General features: G+C 37.5%; 15 protein-coding genes. 8 read left to right on the forward strand and 7 right to left on the reverse strand.

What is annotated here, in order from left to right; all coding sequences use genetic code 11:
* The first annotated feature begins 89 nt into the window (after positions 1 to 89).
* Both OM074_RS21480 and OM074_RS09835 read left to right on the forward strand, forming a co-directional pair.
* Positions 90 to 260: a type II toxin-antitoxin system RelE/ParE family toxin gene (locus tag OM074_RS21480; protein WP_363320265.1), complete on the forward strand. Its 171-nt coding sequence runs from the start codon at positions 90 to 92 to the stop codon at positions 258 to 260.
* Positions 261 to 462: 202 nt separating this feature from the next.
* Entirely contained in the window at positions 463 to 1881 is a 1419-nt protein-coding gene (locus tag OM074_RS09835; protein WP_301199301.1) for an MATE family efflux transporter, read from the forward strand.
* Between the two features lie 211 nt (positions 1882 to 2092).
* Here the strand turns inward: OM074_RS09835 and OM074_RS09840 are convergent, their stop codons facing one another.
* The 4 genes from OM074_RS09840 to OM074_RS09855 form a co-directional block, all read right to left on the reverse strand.
* Positions 2093 to 4318: an NADP-dependent isocitrate dehydrogenase gene (locus OM074_RS09840; RefSeq protein ID WP_301199302.1), complete on the reverse strand. Its 2226-nt coding sequence runs from the start codon at positions 4316 to 4318 to the stop codon at positions 2093 to 2095.
* A 149-nt stretch (positions 4319 to 4467) separates the two neighbouring features.
* Positions 4468 to 5067 (reverse strand): DUF8439 domain-containing protein, encoded by a 600-nt coding sequence (locus OM074_RS09845; RefSeq protein WP_301199303.1) that lies wholly within the window; start codon positions 5065 to 5067, stop codon positions 4468 to 4470.
* A gap of 38 nt (positions 5068 to 5105) precedes the next feature.
* The gene (locus OM074_RS09850; protein ID WP_301199304.1) at positions 5106 to 6212 is read right to left on the reverse strand and encodes a DNA polymerase III subunit gamma/tau; all 1107 of its coding nucleotides are present in this window, start codon (positions 6210 to 6212) and stop codon (positions 5106 to 5108) included.
* A gap of 75 nt (positions 6213 to 6287) precedes the next feature.
* Positions 6288 to 8651: a type IA DNA topoisomerase gene (locus OM074_RS09855; protein WP_301199305.1), complete on the reverse strand. Its 2364-nt coding sequence runs from the start codon at positions 8649 to 8651 to the stop codon at positions 6288 to 6290.
* A 157-nt stretch (positions 8652 to 8808) separates the two neighbouring features.
* On the opposite strand from OM074_RS09855, the gene OM074_RS09860 reads away from it, so the two are divergent.
* The 3 genes from OM074_RS09860 (at position 8809) to OM074_RS09870 (ending at position 11242) form a co-directional block, all read left to right on the forward strand.
* Positions 8809 to 9429, forward strand: coding sequence for a DEAD/DEAH box helicase (locus OM074_RS09860; RefSeq protein ID WP_301199306.1), 621 nt, complete (start codon positions 8809 to 8811; stop codon positions 9427 to 9429).
* Positions 9430 to 9514: 85 nt separating this feature from the next.
* Entirely contained in the window at positions 9515 to 9979 is a 465-nt protein-coding gene (locus tag OM074_RS09865) for a MaoC family dehydratase (RefSeq protein WP_301199307.1), read from the forward strand.
* 78 nt (positions 9980 to 10057) lie between these two features.
* A complete protein-coding gene (locus OM074_RS09870; RefSeq protein ID WP_301199308.1) occupies positions 10058 to 11242 on the forward strand; it encodes an MFS transporter in 1185 nt (394 codons plus the stop codon).
* A gap of 33 nt (positions 11243 to 11275) precedes the next feature.
* Here OM074_RS09870 and OM074_RS09875 read toward each other — a convergent pair whose 3' ends face one another.
* The 3 genes from OM074_RS09875 to folP all read right to left on the reverse strand — a co-directional run bounded on the left by OM074_RS09875 (position 11276) and on the right by folP (position 14046).
* Complete coding sequence (locus OM074_RS09875; protein WP_301199309.1) at positions 11276 to 12139, reverse strand: TIGR01777 family oxidoreductase; 864 nt, start codon at positions 12137 to 12139, stop codon at positions 11276 to 11278.
* A gap of 263 nt (positions 12140 to 12402) precedes the next feature.
* Positions 12403 to 13176 carry a diadenylate cyclase CdaA gene (cdaA, locus tag OM074_RS09880; RefSeq protein WP_301199310.1) on the reverse strand — a complete coding sequence of 258 codons (774 nt, stop codon included), beginning with the start codon at positions 13174 to 13176 and terminating at the stop codon, positions 12403 to 12405.
* Positions 13177 to 13179: 3 nt separating this feature from the next.
* Complete coding sequence (folP, locus tag OM074_RS09885; protein WP_301199311.1) at positions 13180 to 14046, reverse strand: dihydropteroate synthase; 867 nt, start codon at positions 14044 to 14046, stop codon at positions 13180 to 13182.
* A 318-nt stretch (positions 14047 to 14364) separates the two neighbouring features.
* On the opposite strand from folP, the gene OM074_RS09890 reads away from it, so the two are divergent.
* Genes OM074_RS09890 through OM074_RS09900 form a run of 3 tightly spaced genes read left to right on the forward strand, consistent with a single transcriptional unit; the run spans position 14365 to position 20104 of the window.
* A complete protein-coding gene (locus tag OM074_RS09890) occupies positions 14365 to 15699 on the forward strand; it encodes a TolC family protein (protein ID WP_301199312.1) in 1335 nt (444 codons plus the stop codon).
* Positions 15700 to 15727: 28 nt separating this feature from the next.
* Positions 15728 to 16801, forward strand: a complete 1074-nt coding sequence (locus tag OM074_RS09895; RefSeq protein WP_301199313.1) for an efflux RND transporter periplasmic adaptor subunit — start codon at positions 15728 to 15730, stop codon at positions 16799 to 16801.
* A gap of 48 nt (positions 16802 to 16849) precedes the next feature.
* Positions 16850 to 20104 (forward strand): efflux RND transporter permease subunit, encoded by a 3255-nt coding sequence (locus OM074_RS09900; RefSeq protein WP_301199314.1) that lies wholly within the window; start codon positions 16850 to 16852, stop codon positions 20102 to 20104.

The raw sequence follows: 20104 nt of genomic DNA on the forward strand, positions 1-20104 counted from the left end.
GATTTGGAAAATATTTGGCTTTACTCGTATAAAAATTGGTCAAATAAACAAGCTGACAGGTATCATAATCTTATTATTAGGGAGATAGAATAGTAGAAAATTTTGATTTAGCCCGAAAAGTTGATTATATCCGATCAGGATACAGATTAACCAAAGTTAAATCACATTTAATATTTTTAAAACAATCAGAAAATCATATAATTGAAGTAGTAAGAATATTGCATCAGAAAATGAATATTGAGAATAGACTTAAAGAGTAATACCAAAACAAAGTCGATTCACATTTCGTAATGAATAAAACGTACGACCCCACTGGGGTCGATTCCCGTAGCGCAAACCTTTTTTTCTATAAACATACAACCTCGCTGAAATCGATTCTCATTTCGCAGACACATTCTATAAACGTTGAATGCCGCTGGCATCTTATTTACATGATAAAATTTACTTACATTCGCTGCCGGTATGCAAAAGACAAATGATTTAACAACGGGCCCCATTTTCAAGCAATTGGTTAAGCTTGCTATTCCAATTATTGGTACATCACTCATGCAGATGGCATATAATTTAACCGATATGATCTGGCTTGGCCGGTTAGGAAGTGAAGCCGTTGCCTCTGTAGGTTCTGCTGGATTTTATATCTGGCTGGGAATGTCTGTGCTATTAATTACCCGGATCGGAGCTGAAATAGGAGTCTCCCAATCACTGGGTAAAAAAGACCCGGAAGAAGCTGCCAGATATGCCAGGCACTCTTTATTTTGGGCACTGATATTATCTATTTTTATATCTGTTATTGTTTTAGCTTTCGCCCCACAGTTAATGGGAGTATTTAATCTTTCAAAAGGCACTGTTGAAGATGGGGCTATTGGTTATCTAAGAATTGTATCAGTAGGTTTTATTTTTATGTTTATGAACCCTACTTTTCAGGGAATATATAATGGTGTAGGCAACAGCAAACTCCCATTTTATTATCTATTGGTTGGTTTAGGATTAAATATGGTGTTAGATCCTTTACTGATTTTTGGAATCACAATTTTCCCCGAACTGGGTACAAATGGCGCTGCTATAGCAACAGTGATTGCTCAGTTTGTTGTTTTTATCATTTTCATCATCCGCTTTGTAATTAAAAAAGAAATCATAAACCCCGAGCTCCGACAGTTTAAATTATGCAAAGAAATATCCAGAAACTTATTTAAACTAGGTTCACCTGTAGCCATGGAAAGCAGTCTTTTTGCTGTTTTTGCATTAATTTTGGCAAGAATGATAACCAAGTGGGGAGACATGCCTATTGCCGTTCAAAGCGTTGGTGCGCAAATAGAAGCACTATCATGGATGACCTCTTCAGGTTTTGCCACTGCCTTAGGAGCTTTTACCGGACAAAACTTCGGGGCTAAAAATTGGGAAAGAATCCGAAAGGGCTATTTCACCACCCTGGGTATAGGTGTTTTTATGGGCACCCTGGTCACCGTATCATTCTTTGTGTTTGGCAAACAGATTTTCTCTTTATTCCTTAAAGAAGCCGAACCTTTAAACATGGGAATTACCTATTTGAAGATCCTGGCTGTTTCACAAGTTTTCATGATTATGGAAATTATTACCAGGGGAGCTTTTAATGGCATTGGACGGACAATTCCCCCATCTATCATCGGAATTATTTTTACAGGAGCAAGAGTGCCTGCTGCCTATGTTTTATCGTTTGAAAAGGTGTTAGGAATGTTTGGTATATGGTGGGCTATCAGCCTTTCAAGTGTGGTTAAAGGATTGGTTTCGTTAAGTTGGTTCATGATTGTCCTGCGCAAAAAATCAGGCAAATCGCGAAAAAACACTCCTTTAAGCTTATTACCAAATAGATTAAGGCAACAGATTATTGTTGATAAAGAATAGATTATTGGACATTAGACATTGGTTATTAGTTATTGGTTATTAGTTATTAGTTATTGGACATTAGACATTGGACATTGGTTATTGGTCTTTGGTTATTGGACACTGATTATTGATTATTGATTATTGATTATTGGTTATTGATACATGTATCATAATAAAAAAAGCCGGAATCGCATAACAATTCCGGCTTAATACATTATATCTCTTTTAATTACAAAGCTGCTACTGCTTCATTAAATATTTTACTAGGACGCATAGCTTCTGACGCTAATTTGTCATTAGGCTGAAAGTAACCTCCAATATTTAATTCCGTACCCTGACATTTAATCAAGTCATCTAAAATAGCTGTTTCATTATTTTCTAAAACACCAGCTAATTTTGCAAACCTTGCTTTTAGCTCTGCATCTTCATTTTGAGCAGCCATCGCTTTTGCCCAATACAAGGTCAGGTAAAAATGACTACCTCTGTTATCCATCTCATTCACCTTACGTGATGGCGACTTATCATTCTTTAAGAATTCGCTATTGGCTTCATTTAAAGCTTTTGCTAATACCAAAGCTTTGTTGTTTCCTGTTTTTACACCAATATCTTCAAGAGATACTGCCAACGCTAAAAACTCTCCCAATGAATCCCAACGTAAATGTCCTTCACCTAAAAACTGCTGAACATGTTTAGGTGCAGATCCACCTGCTCCTGTTTCGTACAAACCTCCTCCAGCTAACAATGGCACAATCGACAACATTTTTGCACTGGTTCCAAGCTCCAGAATCGGGAATAAATCAGTAAGATAATCTCTCAATACATTTCCTGTTACCGAAATTGTATCCTTTCCTTCTTTAACCCTCTTTAAAGTATATTTCATTGCATCAACAGGTTTCATAATCTGAACTTCTAAACCTGTTAAATCATGATCTTTAAGATATTGATTTACTTTCTCTATCAGATTGGCATCATGCGCCCTGTTTTCATCTAACCAAAAAATGGCCGGATTACCAGTTGCTTTTGCCCTGTTTACCGCTAATTTCACCCAATCTTTAATAGGAAGATCCTTTGCCTGACACATTCTCCATATATCACCTTCTTCTACATCATGTTCAAACGCAACTTTACCTTCTGTAGTAACAACTTTTACTGTACCTGCTGCCGGAATCTCAAATGTTTTATCATGAGAACCATACTCTTCTGCTTTTTGAGCCATCAACCCAACATTTGCCACATTACCCATGGTGGTTACATCAAAGGCTCCGTTTTCTTTACAGAATGAAATTACTTCCTGGTAAATTCCAGCATAACATCTATCCGGAATCATAGCCTTCATGTCTTTCAGGTTTCCATCCGGTCCCCACATCTGCCCTGATGTACGCAAAGCTGCGGGCATTGAAGCATCAATGATAATGTCACTGGGAACATGAAGGTTGGTAATTCCCTTATCAGAATTTACCATAGCCATTTCGGGATGCGTTTTATACACTTCCCGGATAGCGGCTTCTATTTCTGCCTTTTTATCTTCTGGCAAAGCTGTAATTTTCGAATACACATCACCAAGTCCATTGTTCGGATTTACGCCTAACTCAGCAAACTCCGTTGCATATTTTTCAAAAACATCTTTATAATACACTTTAACAGCATGACCAAACATAATAGGATCCGAAACCTTCATCATAGTTGCCTTCAGGTGAAGTGACAACAACACATCCTGTTCTTTTGCAGCTGCAATCTCTTTTTCGTAAAAAGCACACAGGGCCCTTTTGCTCATTAAAGAACCATCAATAACCTCTCCTGTCTGCAATACTGTTTTTTCCTTCAACACTTTTACCGTTCCATCATTTTGATGAAGCTCAATTTTCACAACATCATCACATGGTGAAACATACGACTTTTCACTTGAATAAAAGTCTCCATCTTCCATATGTGCCACATGAGATTTAGAGTCTTTGCTCCATGCCCCCATTGAGTGCGGGTTATTCTTTGCATACTCTTTTACAGCTCCTGCAACCCTTCTATCTGAGTTTCCTTCACGAAGAACGGGATTTACTGCACTACCTAAAACTTTTGCATACCTTGCTTTAATCTCCTTTTCGCCCTCTGTTTTGGGATCCATCGGAAACTCAGGCACGTCATATCCATGCTCTTTCAACTCTGAAATAGCCGCTATCAACTGAGGGATTGAAGCACTAATATTAGGAAGTTTAATAATATTGGCCTCTGGAGTTTTTGCCAACTCGCCCAATTGAGCCAAAGCATCAGGCTGCTTTTGCTCTTCTGTCAGGTTATCAGGAAAATTGGCAATAATCCTTCCTGCCAAAGAAATATCCTTTAGTTCAACCTCCACATCTGCAGCTTCGGTAAAAGCCTTAACTATTGGTAAAAATGAATACGTAGCCAAGGCTGGCGCTTCATCGGTTTTAGTGTAAATAATTTTTGATGTTACTGTCATAATCAAAAAATGTTATAAAAACAGGCATACTATTATACCCAATCTTTTAATATAAAATTTATGTTATGCCAAAGTATAATATTAAAACAAAACACTTTAGCGAAATAAGCAAGCTAATTATTCAATAAACTTCTATCTTCCGGCTTCTTTTAAATCTCTACATCTAAATCAAACTTCTTGGTCAAAAGCATTAATGATGGGTTCTTTTCTGCCATCAGCTTGGCTCTTTCTGCTGCCGTAAAGGCTTTTTTCACCCCACCATCATCACCAAGAACCACTTCTGTTTCAAGCATTAAATGAGCATTCCTCAACTGCCTCCTTAAATACCCAAACAGCTGAGTCCGGGCTTCATTGAGTTCCTTTTGTTGCGTTACATTTTTAAGTCTGATATACAACACCTTCCCTTCCTGCAACTCAGGAACATGATTTTTCATGATACTAGCAAGTCGCTGATTGCTTTGCTGCACCTGTCGCATATAATTAAACCATTCATCCTTAACTTTATCTTGTGTTACAGGATCATTCCAGGATAAATCAATTTCTTCTTCAACAACTGCCTCCTTGGTTTCTTCAGTCTTTTCTCCTTTTAAGACTTCTGATTTGCCGGACAACGCCTCTTTTAAGGAAATACTCTTCAAGGGATTTTTTACTTCGGTTTTTCCCCCTCCCTTATATGGTTTTGTTTTAGTAACGGATGTGGCAGTAACTTTATTACCACCAGACTGAGTCCCGGCTGATGCATTCCCCACATTCTTACCGGAACCGTTCGCAGACTCAGCCTTTTTCTTTACTTTTTTCTTTGTTCCTCTAAAACTCTGGCAACCTTTAAAAGTGCAAACTCAACATGCAACCTTTTGTTTTTAGCTACCCTGTATTGCAAATCACAACTGTTAGTAATCTCCAGGGCATCAATCAAAAAGTTGATGGTACTCTTTTGAGCCTGCTCTGCATATTTTTCTTTCACTTTTGCACCAACATCAAGTAATTGAACTGTTGCCGTATCTTTACAAACCAACAAATCCCTTAAATGGGAACTCAAACCCGAAATAAAATGATGTGCATCGAACCCCCTTTTTAATATTTCATCAAATATCAATAAAGTTTGGGTTGTATCTTCTGCTAAAAAAGCATCTACCAACTTAAAATAAAAGTCGTAATCAAGAACATTCAGGTTATCGATTACCTGCTGATAACTGATTGACTTTCCTGAAAAGGCTACAATCTGATCAAAAATAGACAGGGCATCACGCATGGCTCCGTCAGCTTTTTGAGCAATAACCGTCAAACCTTCTTCTTCAACTGAAATACCTTCACTTTGTGCTACATATTGCAAATGGCCAACTCCATCTTCGATAGTTATCCTATTGAAATCATAAATTTGACACCTGGATAAAATTGTAGGCAATATCTTGTGCTTTTCTGTAGTAGCCAGAATAAAAATGGCATGCTTAGGAGGTTCTTCCAATGTTTTCAGGAAAGCATTAAAAGCAGCCTGTGACAACATATGAACCTCATCGATAATATATACACTGTATGAACCAACTTGAGGCGGAACGCGGACTTTATCAATCAAACTTCTGATATCCTCTACAGAGTTATTGGAGGCACCATCCAGTTCGTGAATATTGTACGACCTGTTTTCATTGAAGGATTTGCATGACTCACACTCATTACAGGCTTCAAAATCGTCAGTAATATTTGAACAATTGATGGTTTTTGCAAAAATACGGGCACAGGTAGTTTTTCCTACACCCCTTGGTCCGCAAAACAAGTATGCATGAGCCAACTGGCTCCCTTTTATAGCATTCTTTAATGTTGTAGTAATATTCTGCTGTCCTACAACTGAAACAAACGTTGAAGGACGGTACTTACGGGCTGATACAATATAATCCATGTATATTTTTTTACTGAACGCAAATATAAAATTTAAATATGTGGATAGAAAATTTTAGAAACCAATACGTAAAACTTATTCATTGAACCTCAACTGATAATTTTCATCCCAATCAATAAACCCCGTCACATTGGTTTTATCCTCCGACAAACTAAATCCTTTCAACTTGCCAGTTTTCCCTTTAAAAACAAGGGCTTCCATATGTGTTTGTGAAAGTTTCTTTTTCAAAAACTCGAAAGGAATTACAACACGGCAACCGTTGGCATAGTTTGAACATCCCCAGGCAGATTTGCCTTCAATAATTTTTCCTGTTTTACACTTTGGACAAAGCAACTCTTTCTGCTCTTCTTCTTCTAAGCGAAGCTCAAAATGATCATCAAAGCTCACTACCCCATTCGCTTTCCCCCCATTTAATGCAAACCCTTTTATCAATGGAGTTTTCCCTTTTAACACAAGCCCTTCTACCTGTTTATCGGTCAACTTTTTACCTAAAAACTCAAATGGAATCAAAGTTTTACAGCCCGATGCATAGGCTGAACATCCCCAGGCCGACTTTCCTTTCATCATTTCGCCTTTACCACACCGGGGACATGTAAGCGACTTGGACTTTTTCTCTTTTGTAGTAGTTTTCGGTTTTGTTTCCTGTTTTTCAACTTCCTCAATTATTATTTTTCCCTTCGAATAATCATTCTTCACCTGAAAAACCAAATCAGAAACCATCTGTTTCAGCTCTGCCATAAAGTCTTTGGCCTCATATTCCCCGGTTTCAATCTGGCGTAGTTTTTTCTCCCAGATACCGGTTAATTCTGCCGATTTCAACAAATCATTTGAAATAAACTCCATCAATTTAACCCCCATAGCTGTAGGGAGTACATTTTTTCGGACTTTATATATGTATTTTCTTTTAAAAAGCGTTTCAATAATATTGGCACGAGTTGATGGACGCCCAATACCATTTTCTTTCATTAACTCCCTCAACTCATCATCATCCACCTGTTTTCCTGCCGTTTCCATTGCCCTTAACAAAGTTGCCTCGGTATAATATTTTGGCGGTTGAGTTTCCTTTTCCTGAAAATCTGGTTCATGAGGGCCGGATTCTCCTTTTACAAACTCAGGCAAAATTTTATCATCTCCATCTTTTTTACCGGCCATGGATTTATATACCACCCTCCAGTTTTCCTTAATAACCTGTTTTCCTGATGTTTTAAAATCCACATCCTCAACCTTCCCTAAAATGGTAGTGGTTGATATCTCACAATCGGGATAAAAATTGGCAATAAAGCGCCGTGTTACCATATCGTAAATAAGCTTCTCATCTCTCGACAAACTTTCGGGCGCAGTGACTCCTGTTGGAATTATAGCATGGTGATCAGTAACCTTTTTATCGTCGAAAACCTTTTTACTTTTCCGTATTTTGCTTTGAAGAAGAGGCTCAACCAAATCGTGGTATTGTTTTAAGCCTTTTAAGATCCCTCCTATTTTTGGATAAATATCATTACTTAAATAAGTAGTATCTACACGAGGATATGTGGTCAATTTCTTTTCATACAAAGATTGAATACCTTTTAAAGTTTCATCTGCAGAAAGCGCAAACTTTTTGTTACATTCTACCTGAAGAGAAGTCAAGTCAAACAAGCGCGGTGGTGCTTCTTTACCGGGTTTCCGACTAAAATCGGTTACTTCAAAGGGTTTATCTTTGATTTTCTCAAGGGCTGAACTCCCCTCCTCTTTACTTGAGAATTTACCTTGAGCGGAGTTAAATGTTACGTCTTTATACACCGTTTTCAGTTCCCAGTAAGGTTCGGGAACAAAGTTTTCTATTTCCAGATAGCGGTTTACGATCAATGCCAATGTAGGCGTTTGCACCCTGCCTATCGACAAAACAGTACCAGGTTGACTATATTTTATAGTATATAATCGGGTAGCATTAATTCCCAATAGCCAATCCCCTATGGCCCTGGAACTTCCTGCTGCATATAAGGAATCAAACCGGGCATTATCATAAAGTTTTTCAAACCCTTCACGAATGGCCTCTTCCGTTAATGAAGAAATCCACAACCGTTTTAAGTGCACCTTACAGCCAGCCTTTTGTAACACCCATCTTTGTATCACTTCTCCTTCCTGGCCGGCATCACCACAATTTATTACTTCCGTTGCTGATTTTACCAGTTTTTCAATAATCCCAAATTGCTTTTCAACACCCTTATTCTGAATCAGTTTTATCCCAAATTGTGAGGGTATAATTGGCAAAGTTCCCAGGTTCCATCGTTTCCACTCCCCCAGATAATCATGAGGCTCTTTCAGGGTACATAAATGACCAAACGTCCATGTAACCTGAAAATTATTTCCTTCATAATAACCATCTTTTCGGGAAGTTGCTCCAACAACTTTTGCTATTTCTCCTGCTACACTAGGTTTCTCGGCAATACAAACTCGCATTTTAACTCTAATAAATTTTCTCTGGATGCACGAAGATAATATTTCTGAATTAAACTAGTACCTCTTATTTCATATTATCATTGATAGTGTTTATAAAAAACATTTAAGCGAGCTTTCTTAACCAGTTTTACTATTTTTGCACCAAAGTTTGCAAAAAATGAAATTAAAAAAACTGATACCAGAACTGGCATCCGGAATTATTGATGCAGGTTTTGACAAAGAACCCAAAGAAATTCAATCCGCTTTTATCCCCAAAATTAAATCCGGAGTAGATATTTTTATGCTTTCACCCAAAGGCTCCGGAAAAACAACGGCTTTAATTATTGGCACTATTCAAAAATTAAAAAGGGAATATGAAGAAGCTCCAAGGGCTATTATAATTACTTCAACGCGGGATAAAGCTTTTGAACTTGAAGAACAATTTAAAATTTTGGGAAACCAAACTTCTTTGAGAACATTTGTAGCTTTTGATCAGGGAATAATACAGTATCAAAAAGATGAAATATATGACGGCCTTGATGTTTTGATATGTACACCTAAACGCTTACAGGAATTGGTGAACATCAACGGGGTTCCCATGACAAAAATTAACTTGATTGTAGTGGATGAGGCAGATGAAGTAATGGCCAGCCCTCATCATTCAATTATATATAGGATTGGTGACGGCATAAAAAAAGCACAAGTTGTTTTTGCTGCTGAAGAATGGAATGTCAGGTTTGAAACTGTTGAAGAGCGATTGATGAAAAATCCTGTATTTATTGAACCATCTGTAGAATAGTAAGAAAATACCCTCCAATATTATTTTTTTAACAATAAAACCTATATTTGCAGCGGTTTATTAATTCATTAAAAGCTAAATACTAATGAGTCAAACAATTATCACTTGCTTCGAAGATTTAGAAGCACTAATAGGACAAGAGTTAGGAAAATCAGAATATCATACTATTACGCAGGAGCAAATTAATTTATTTGCAGAAGCAACCATCGATCACCAATGGATACACACCGATCCGGAAAGAGCAAAAGCAGAATCTCCTTTTGGAGACACCATTGCGCATGGATATCTTACAATTTCTTTATTGCCCCACTTATGGAGCCAGATTGTTGATGTTCAAAATCTAAAATTACAGGTTAATTATGGTATTGAAAGTTTAAAATTCAACAAGCCGGTAAAGGTAAACTCTAAAGTTCGCCTGGTTGCAAAAGTAAACGAGGCCAAAAACCTTCGAGGAACTGTAAAAGCCGTTATTGGTGTTGTTTTGGAAATTGATGGAGAAAGAAAGCCAGCTTATGAAGCTGATGTAGTTTTCTTGTACCACTTCAAATAATCAGGAAGATAAAAAATATTTCAGACGGTTCTGTTAATTGAGAAATCAAATAACAGAGCCGTCTTTTTATTTCGGAATATGGCAAAAAGCCTGCAATCAAATATTACAAAGCTTTATATTATTAAAATAGCAAAGTGGTTTATGCTAACCATGCCTATTTTAATGTTGTTTTATAAAGATATGGGATTTAGCGACAGGGAGTCCTTTCAGCTTAAGGCCTTCTACTCCATCGCTATTGTTATATTCGAAATACCTTCAGGATATGTTGCTGATGTTATCGGGCGAAAGAAAACCCTGATTGCCGGTTCAATACTAGGAACACTTGGATTTATTGTTTATGCCACCACTTCAGGTTACTTCTATTTTCTTATTGCAGAAATAATACTGGGGATTGGGCAAAGCTTCGTTTCCGGAGCTGACAGTGCCTTGTTATATGATTCCCTTAAAGGTATGGACCGCGACAAAGAGTACATAAAATACGAGGGCAGAAACTTTACCGTTGGAAACTACGCCGAAGCAATAGCTGGATTATTAGGAGGTACCCTTGCGGCAATACACATGCGATTGCCATTTATCCTGCAATCAGGAATTGCTTTTATGGCAGTACCAGCCTCTATATTATTAGTAGAACCAGGATTGTCAACAGGTAGAAAAAAACCAGGAATAAAGGATATTCTACATGTTGTATGGTACGCCATGGTAGAAAATGCAAAACTAAGATACAACCTGATATATTCCAGCATCATGGGTACGGCAACTCTTACAATGGCATGGATATATCAATTATACTTAAACAATATCGGTTTCACTTCAACATTTATTGGGGCCACACATACTGTTTTAAATTTAATTGTTGGTACCACAACACTTTATGCATATAAGATTGAAGCAAAACTAAAACCTACTCTTACTATCTGGCTCACCTCAATTATCATTACCGGAAGTTATGTTATAGCAGGTTTTATAAACTCTGCCTGGATATTAATTGTATTAGGTATTTTTTATTTTAGCCGAGGCATTGCAACCCCGGTTTTAAAGGATTATATAAACAGGATTACTTCAAGTGACATCAGGGCAACCGTACTTTCTATCAGGTCTCTTTTAATCCGTGCTTTCTTTGCCCTCATTGCTCCTTTTGTTGGATTTTTATCTGATAACTACGACAGGGCTTTTTCTATGAAAATAATTGGAATTGCATTTACAATATTGGTGGGATCTGTTATATTTTTGTTTTTAAATTCTCTAAAGGAAAATGAAAATTAGTCAGCCCAAACAGCATTAACCAACTATTTACTTTCAATCACCCAACAACAAGTCATCCAATGCCATATCCAAAGTTGGAAACTGAAAAGGATACCCCAGGTCCAACAACCTTTGAGGAACAACTTTCTGACCCTTTGTGAGCACATCTGCCCCATCCCCAAACATCAAACGAAGCAATCTCTCGGGCATTTGCAAAAAAACAGGACGTTTTAAGCGCTTACCAATTCCCTTTGCCAACTCCCGGTTAGAAACCAGTTCTGGAGCTACAAGGTTATATACCCCCTTTGATTCCGGATTTTTTAAAACATACCATACTGCAGAAAGGAAATCATTAATGTGAATAAAGGGAAATGCCTGATAACCATCTCCAATTGTTGCCCCAACCCCCATCCTAAAAGAAGGTAACATTTTAGACAGAGCCCCGTCAAACTGATCCAATACAACACCCAGCCGCATTACAGCAAAACGGATATTTTCGTTTGCCAGGGGCGTAATAGCAGCTTCCCAATCCTTGCATACCCTGGCCAGAAAATCATCAGCATAATGATCTGAAAATTCATCATGTACATCATAAGTATCATAAATCCCAACTGCCGAAGCCGACAAAACAATTTTAGGCTTGCTTTTAACCTGAACAAAAGCTTCTACCAACTGCTTGGTTGTGTTTATGCGACTATTATATATCTCTTTTTTGTATTTGCTCGTCCATCTCTTCATGATAGAAGCACCGGCTAGATTTACCAACATTTCAGAACCTTCGATCTTTTGAGCTATAGCCCCAACTCCTTTATTTAAATCAGACCGGGATATGTTTTCAACAACATATCCATTGTCAAAAAAGAACTCTGACAACCTGGTTCCTAAAAAACCACTTCCTCCTGTTAAACAGATCTTCATACTATAACAATCTCTATTCTGATTATATAAAATTACAACAAAAAGGTAAAGAATTACACGATTAACACATCAAGACTCAAACATCAGCAATACCTTATAAATCCCATATATTGAAACCAAACCAAAAACAACTTGTACTATCCGCAATACTCTTTTAAACCACTTGCCTGGATCAAGTCGCATTTGCCTTTTAATTACCCAGGGAAAAACAAACCATACAAAAAGGTTTAATACTATGATAAAGGATATAAAAAACAGTCTCATTATTTAATTTCTTTTTCGAGTAATTGTTCTAATTCTTCCGGACTAACACCATGATTTATTTCTCCGGCGTGAAAAAATGATATACGTCCCGTTTCCTCTGAAACAACAATAGCCGAAGCATCTGTTGACTCCGTAACCCCTAACGCAGCCCTATGTCGAAGGCCTAACTTTTTAGGCAAATCAAAACTCTGAGAAACCGGCAATATACAACCGGCTGCCTTAATTTTATTCTGGGCTACAATTACTGCCCCATCATGCAAAGGACTGTTTTTAAAAAATATATTTTCTAACAGCCGGGAAGATATCACTCCATTAACCAATTCTCCCGTCTGCACATAATCAAGCATTTCCGATTTACGAGATATAACTATTATAGCTCCTGTTTTTGTTTTTGAAAGATTTTGACACGCTCTAACAATAGGCTTATTGTAAAAATTCATCACCCCTGTGGAGGGTGTTGAAAATATTTTTTCAAAAGAAAACCTGTTGGCTAAATTATATCTGGTTCCAAGCAGCAGAAAAAAACGTCTGATTTCTTGCTGAAACACAACTATCAATGCAATAACCCCAACATTTACAATATTATCCAGGATTGTAGCTGACAACTCCATATTGAGCGACCTTATTAAAAGCCACAAAACCACAAAGGCAAATAACCCAAAAAAGATATTCTGCGCCACTGTTCCCCTGATAAGCTTATATAATCGATGCATTAAATAAGCCACTACAACAATGTCAACAATATCTATAAAACGTATATCTAAAAATGTCATAACCTACATTACTTTAAACGACTGGAGCTTTGTGTAAAGTTGCACACATTCTCTGGCCTCTTTAACATCATGAACCCTTAATATTTTAGCTCCATTTTGTAAAGATACCATATTCAACGCAGATGTACCATTTAAAGCCTCCTGGGGTGTACCGCCCAGCAATTTATAAATCATTGACTTTCGGGAAACACCTACTAAAATCGGAAGTTCAAATACCTTGAGTTCTTTTAAACGCTGCAAAATTTCATAATTATCATCCACGGTTTTTCCAAATCCGAATCCTGGATCTAAAATAATATCATGCAATCCCTTTTGTTTTAAGAATTCAACTTTCTTTGATAAATAATCAATTAACTCATAAATTATATCATTATCATACAATGGGTTATCCTGCATATTTTGCGGTATTCCCTTCATATGCATCATAATGTAAGGCACATTCAATTCCACAACGGTCTCCAGCATAGCCTCATCCATATCCCCTGCAGAGATATCATTAACAATATCAACTCCATGACGCTCAACAACAAACCGTGCTATATCTGCTCTAAAAGTATCAACCGAAATAATAATATCAGGATATTTTTTCCTTATCATGCGCAAGGCATTATCCAGCCTTTTCAACTCATCGCTCTCTGAAATATGAACTGCTCCCGGCCTGGAAGAATATGCCCCTATATCGACAATATCAACACCTTCTTGCATCATTTGATCCACCCTTTTCATTATAGCTTCTTCATCGCTATACTTTCCGCCATCAAAAAATGAGTCGGTAGTTACATTAAGAATACCCATAACTTTTGGGATGGATAAATCCAATAGCTTTCCGTTGCAATTGATATATGATTTTTGTTTCAAATATTCTGTCATCTAATTTTTTCTTACAAATCAGGTGTAAAAATAACGATTTGGAATGAGTAGGTGAATATAATACCCACAAATTCAAAAATAACATCCTAAATTTTATTTGGTAACTTATTTACTTTATTAACTATTTCCCGTAAATTAATATCCATTACACCTACAAGCCCATGGATAATGATATTCAACCATTAATAACTACTCTTATAAATCCCCAGCTAAACATTTCTGAGAAACAAATGTTATATTCACATATCTATCTTTTTGGATATTTAGATTATTAAATCTATATTTGACACCATAAAACAAGAAATATTAATAATTACTATGGATACAATTAAATTACTAACCACAATTCTACTGCTTAGCGTTGGGCTATTGAAACCAACCTATGCCGAGATCATTGATTCCAGCAATGTATTTACACTGGAACAAGCTTTGATTCTTGCAGAAAAGAACAACAGGGATATTCTTAAAAGTATTGCAGAGGTTAAAAGTGCAAAAGCCGACAACCAACAAGCTATGGCATCTTTTTTACCTGCACTGGAACTATCCAGCACCTATTCATCAACTAATGATGCGCTCTATTCATTTATGTACAAATTGCAACAACAGGTTGTAACACAAAACGACTTTGCCACGGCTCTGCTAAACGATCCCGGGACCAATAATCAATTCACCACACAGGTTTCGGTACAACAACCCATAATCAACATTGATGCCTGGATGGGCAAAAGTGCAGCAAACAGCGCATTAAGGGCTACCGAGTTAAAAGGTGAGTACACAAAAAAACATGTACTGTACGCAGTGAAGCAAACCTATTATGGATTACAACTTGCAAAAAACAGGCTTGAAGTAATTGAAAAAGCTCACAAGGCTGCCAGCTCATATCTAAAAATGGCAGAAGACAACCTGGCTCAGGGATATTTAAAGGATGCAGATGTTTTATCAGTTAAAGTACGGATGCTTGAACTAGCCGCTCAAAAAGCAGAAGCCCAAAACCAAATCAAATCGGTTTCTGAAATGCTTAATTTCTTGATGGCTCGTGATTTATATGCTCCAATTGAAGTAGCTGATAAAATTCAAAAAGTTGTACACAAGGCATCTGGAATAAAAACAGTTGAAAACAGGGCTGATGTTATGGCTATGAAGTATGGTATGGAAGCCCGGGAGAAAATGAAAAACAGCAACTTGATGAAGTTTGTTCCCCGAATAAATGGCTTTGGTAATTATAACATGTACGATGAAAACATTGGTGGGTTTGAAGCCAATAGCTGGATGCTTGGCATAAACATGCAATGGAAACTTTTTAACGGAGGCAAAAACCTTGGAAGTTACAATAAATCAAAAGCCCAATACTTGTTAGCAGAAACAAGCTACTACGAATATCTTGACAAAGGAAATATGGAGCTTTCAAATGCCATTAGAAACATCCATGTAAATGAAAGCAACCTGTTAACATATGAAACTGCTGCTTTGCAGGCACAGGAATCTCTTAGAATAAGGACTAACAGATACAAGGAAGGTATGGAGCGCACTTCTGATTTATTGGCTGCCGAAGCCAAATATGCCGAAAGTGCCTTAAAACACCTGAATGCCATATATCAATATAATATTTCCGTTTTCAAATACGAGCTTCTTTCATCTGACTCAAATCTTTAATTTGTAATATTCTAAATAACATATCATCATGAAACTAATTAAATTATCTATTATAATACTTGCCCTTGGTTTTGCTGTACAAGGATGTGGCAACAAGGCGGAAGAACAAGTTAAGGAAAAAGGAACTTCGGTAGTTTCTCAGAAAATCGTTCCTGTTACTGTTGAAAAAACATACTCCTATTCCGGCACTGTAACTTCTTTAAAAAAGTCAACGCTGAGCACTAGAATCATGGGACAAATTAACCAGGTTTTAGTAAACGAAGGTGATGCTGTAAAAAAAGGCCAACTGTTGATTTCGTTAAGGAGCAATGATATAAATGCTCAAAAAAGCCAGGCCGAGGCTAATATTTTAGCTACCAAGGCTGCTTTTACCAATGCAGAAAATGACCTTAATCGAATTAAGTCACTGTTTGAAAGTAAGAGTGCTACTCAAAAAGAACTGGACGACATTACTACCCATTACAAAATGACTAAAGCTCAATACACTGCAGCCCAAAAGGCTAAAGTACAGGTTGAGGAGATGTTAGCATATGCCAACATCAGAGCTCCTTATAATGGGGTCATTACTGATAAATTTGTCGATTCCGGCGATATGGCTAATCCGGGCATGCCCTTAGTGGCAATTGAATCTCCCGGTAAATTTGAAGTGACTACCCGAATTCCGGAAAGCGAAGTAAACATGGTTGAAAAAGATGATGCTGTTGAGGTCAATATTAAAAATTCAACAGAGATGATTAAAGGAAAAGTTACCCATATCAGTCCTTCAAGCCGGTTCTCAGGATCACAATTTGAGGCACGCATTTTACTGATGCCCAACGAAAACCAGAAAGAATCTATCCGAAGCGGCATGTTTGCAAACATCTCATTAAAAAAAGGTACGGAATCCAGAATATTGATTGATAACAACCACCTGGTTAACAAAGGTCAACTAACTGGAGTATGGACTATTAGTCAAACAGGAACTGCCTTACTGAGATGGGTTCAAACCGGAAAAAGAATAAATGGGCAAACCGAAATTATTTCTGGGCTGTCAGAAGGCGACGAGCTAATTATCAAAACCGAAGTCAGGTTATTTGACGGCTTATTGGTAAATGCAAAGTAACCAGCCCTTCAATTATTAACTTAGTTATTCATAATAAACTAACTAACAATGAAAACAGGATTCGCAGGGTCTTTGGCCCGTCTATTTATAAATTCAAAACTTACGCCCTTACTAATGGTAGCGTTTGTGCTGATCGGACTATACAGTTCTTATCTAACACCAAGAGAGGAGGAACCTCAAATTGATGTACCTATTGCCGACATCATGCTTCAGTACCCTGGAGCCAGTCCAAAAGAAGTTGAATCAAGAATTGTTAAGCCCTTAGAAAAAGTAATATCCAATGTAAAAGGCGTTGAGTATGTTTACTCCCAATCAATGCCTGAAATGGCCATGTTAATTGTGCAGTTTTATGTTGGCGAAGATATTGAGCGCAGTTTGGTGAAGCTTTATAATGAAATTATGAAGAACATGGACCAAATGCCCCAAGGTATATCTCTTCCCCTAGTCAAAACCCGTTCAATTGATGATGTTCCGGCATTGGGACTCACACTCTGGAGCGACACCTATTCTGACTATCAACTAAAAAGAGTAGCCCAGGAATTAAATAGCGAAATTGAAAAAATAAACGAGGTTTCTGAAACTCGAATTATTGGAGGGAGAAACCGTGAAATAAGAGTGGTGCTTGACAGGAATAAGATGACTGCTTTCCATATGGACCCATTGATGGTTACGCAGCAAATCCAGGCATCAAACAATCAATTTTCATCAGGAGCCTTCAACCAAAACAACAATGAATACCTTGTAACCACAGGTAAATTTCTGGAAACTGCAGAAGATGTTTCTAACCTGGTTGTTGGTGTATATGGAAAATCTCCCGTATATCTTCATCAAATTGCAGAAGTATCTGATGGACCGGAATTACCGGTTAGCTATGTTTCATTTGGCTATGGAAATGCCAACGAAAAAAGAAAAACATATGCAGGAGATTATGCAGCAGTAACGGTATCTGTAGCCAAAAGAAGAGGGGCTGATGCCATGAGACTGGCAGAGCAGATTATGCATAAGGTGGAGGTTTTACAAGGTGAACTGATTCCTTCCGATATCCATGTGGAGATTACCAGAAACTATGGAGAAACAGCATCTGAAAAAGTATCAGAATTGTTAATGCACTTATTTGGAGCAATTATAGCTGTTACAATTGTAGTAATGCTTGCTATGGGATGGCGAGGTGGTTTGGTTGTATTTATTTCTGTACCCATTACCTTTGCCCTTACTATGTTCAGTTATTATTTTCTGGATTACACACTGAACAGGATTACGCTTTTTGCTTTGGTTTTTGTTACAGGTATTGTAGTGGATGACTCCATTATTATAGCAGAGAATATGCACCGACATTTTAAAATGAAGCAATTACCATTTTTCCAGGCAGCACTTAAATCTATTGATGAAGTAGGTAATCCTACCATATTGGCAACTTTTACTGTAATTGCTGCTGTGCTGCCTATGATTTTTGTATCTGGAATGATGGGGCCCTATATGAGCCCAATGCCAATTGGTGCTTCAATTGCCATGATATTTTCTTTGTTTGTTGCATTGATGATTACTCCATGGTTAGCTTACAGACTATTAAAGCACGATGATGAGAATGAAGATGAAAAAGACTATTCTTTAGAAAAAACCCTCATTTACAAGCTTTATAATAAAACCATGCGCCCAATGATTGAGGACAAACTAAAACGGTGGGTATTCATTATTGGAGTTACTGTCCTTCTGTTTGGTTCGGCCAGTTTGTTTTTATTCAAGGTTGTTACCGTTAAAATATTACCATTCGATAATAAAAACGAATTTCAGGTGGTTGTTGATATGCCCGAAGGCACCACTCTTGAACAAACTGCCAATGTAACCAAGGAACTGGCAGCGTATCTTCGAAACCACGAATTGGTAACCAACTATCAAACCTATGTAGGCACATCTGCGCCAATCAACTTTAACGGCCTGGTACGTCATTATGATATGCGCAGAGGATCAAACGTTGCTGATATACAGGTTAACTTGGTTTCTAAAAAAGAGAGGGATTTACAAAGCCATGATATTGCCAAAGAACTTCGCCCGGAATTACAAAAAATAGGGGCTAAGTTTAATGCCAATGTAAAAGTTGTTGAAGTACCTCCGGGGCCTCCGGTTATGTCAACATTGGTTGCTGAGATATACGGACCAAATTACGAAGCTCAAAAAGACATTGCCCTTCAAATCAAAAATCTATTTGCCACTACCGAAAGTGTTGTAGATATTGATTGGATGATGGAAGATGATCAGGAAGAGTTTCAATTTGATGTAGATAAGGAAAAAGCCATATTGGCAGGAATAACCACCCAACAAATTGTTCATGCTTTAAACATGAATTTAAGGGGTGCCCGCGTATCGAACCTTTATGCCGAAAACGACCACGACCAGGTAGGCATCACTTTACGCATGGCACAGGAAAACAGGACTTCTGTGGATGATTTAAAGAAAATCAACCTGATGTCGGCTCATGGAAACATGGTTGCTGTGGGAGATTTGGTAAATATTTCCAAATCCATCAAGCAAAAAAGCATTTTCCGCAAAAACCAAAAACAAGTGGTATACGTAACTGCCGATGTTGCAGGAAAACTAGAAAGTCCTGTATATGCTATTTTAGATATCTCAGACAGAATGGATGAAATTGAAATTCCTAAAGGATATGAAATTGAAGAATTTTATAACGGACAGCCGTTCCTTGAAAATAATTTTGGACTAAAATGGGATGGTGAATGGCAAATTACATACGAGGTATTCCGGGATTTAGGAGCAGCTTTTGCGGTTGTATTGTTGATTATTTATATGCTGATTGTTGGCTGGTTCCAAAACCTTAAAGTTCCTTTTGTTATGATGGTAGCCATACCATTATCGCTTGTTGGAATTGTATTAGGCCACTGGTTGCTAAATGCATTTTTTACAGCTACCTCAATGATTGGTATGATTGCCCTGGCCGGCATTATGGTGAGAAACTCCATACTGCTCATCGATTTTGTTAACATCAGGCTCGATGAAGGGGCTTCACTAAAAGAAGCCGTTATTGAAGCCGGAGCTGTAAGAACAACCCCTATCCTACTTACTGCCGGAACAGTGGTTATTGGTGCGGTGGTCATTCTTTTCGATCCAATTTTTCAGGGACTGGCTATTTCTTTAATGGGAGGAACAATTGCGTCAACAGTATTAACCTTATTGATAGTGCCTTTAATTTTCTATCTGGTTGAACGCAAAAACCATCCAGAAGTTAAAACCGAAGAATTGCCTGTTGAAGAAACAATTGAAAGCTCAGGATCTACAGAGACTAATTAA

Source organism: Plebeiibacterium marinum (assembly GCF_026013615.1).
Taxonomy (GTDB): Bacteria; Bacteroidota; Bacteroidia; order Bacteroidales; family Marinilabiliaceae; genus Saccharicrinis; species Saccharicrinis marinus_A.

What these genes read in the sequence shown, in the direction of transcription:
- OM074_RS09895 (WP_301199313.1), top strand. Translation starts at nt 15,728, where the DNA reads ATGAAACTAATTAAATTATCTATTATAATACTTGCCCTTGGTTTTGCT.
- OM074_RS09865 (WP_301199307.1), top strand. Translation starts at nt 9,515, where the DNA reads ATGAGTCAAACAATTATCACTTGCTTCGAAGATTTAGAAGCACTAATA.
- OM074_RS09835 (WP_301199301.1), top strand. Translation starts at nt 463, where the DNA reads ATGCAAAAGACAAATGATTTAACAACGGGCCCCATTTTCAAGCAATTG.
- OM074_RS09840 (WP_301199302.1), bottom strand. Translation starts at nt 4,318, where the DNA reads ATGACAGTAACATCAAAAATTATTTACACTAAAACCGATGAAGCGCCA.
- OM074_RS09855 (WP_301199305.1), bottom strand. Translation starts at nt 8,651, where the DNA reads ATGCGAGTTTGTATTGCCGAGAAACCTAGTGTAGCAGGAGAAATAGCA.
- cdaA (WP_301199310.1), bottom strand. Translation starts at nt 13,176, where the DNA reads ATGACATTTTTAGATATACGTTTTATAGATATTGTTGACATTGTTGTA.
- OM074_RS09860 (WP_301199306.1), top strand. Translation starts at nt 8,809, where the DNA reads ATGAAATTAAAAAAACTGATACCAGAACTGGCATCCGGAATTATTGAT.
- OM074_RS09900 (WP_301199314.1), top strand. Translation starts at nt 16,850, where the DNA reads ATGAAAACAGGATTCGCAGGGTCTTTGGCCCGTCTATTTATAAATTCA.
- OM074_RS09875 (WP_301199309.1), bottom strand. Translation starts at nt 12,139, where the DNA reads ATGAAGATCTGTTTAACAGGAGGAAGTGGTTTTTTAGGAACCAGGTTG.
- OM074_RS09870 (WP_301199308.1), top strand. Translation starts at nt 10,058, where the DNA reads ATGGCAAAAAGCCTGCAATCAAATATTACAAAGCTTTATATTATTAAA.
- OM074_RS09850 (WP_301199304.1), bottom strand. Translation starts at nt 6,212, where the DNA reads ATGGATTATATTGTATCAGCCCGTAAGTACCGTCCTTCAACGTTTGTT.
- OM074_RS09890 (WP_301199312.1), top strand. Translation starts at nt 14,365, where the DNA reads ATGGATACAATTAAATTACTAACCACAATTCTACTGCTTAGCGTTGGG.
- folP (WP_301199311.1), bottom strand. Translation starts at nt 14,046, where the DNA reads ATGACAGAATATTTGAAACAAAAATCATATATCAATTGCAACGGAAAG.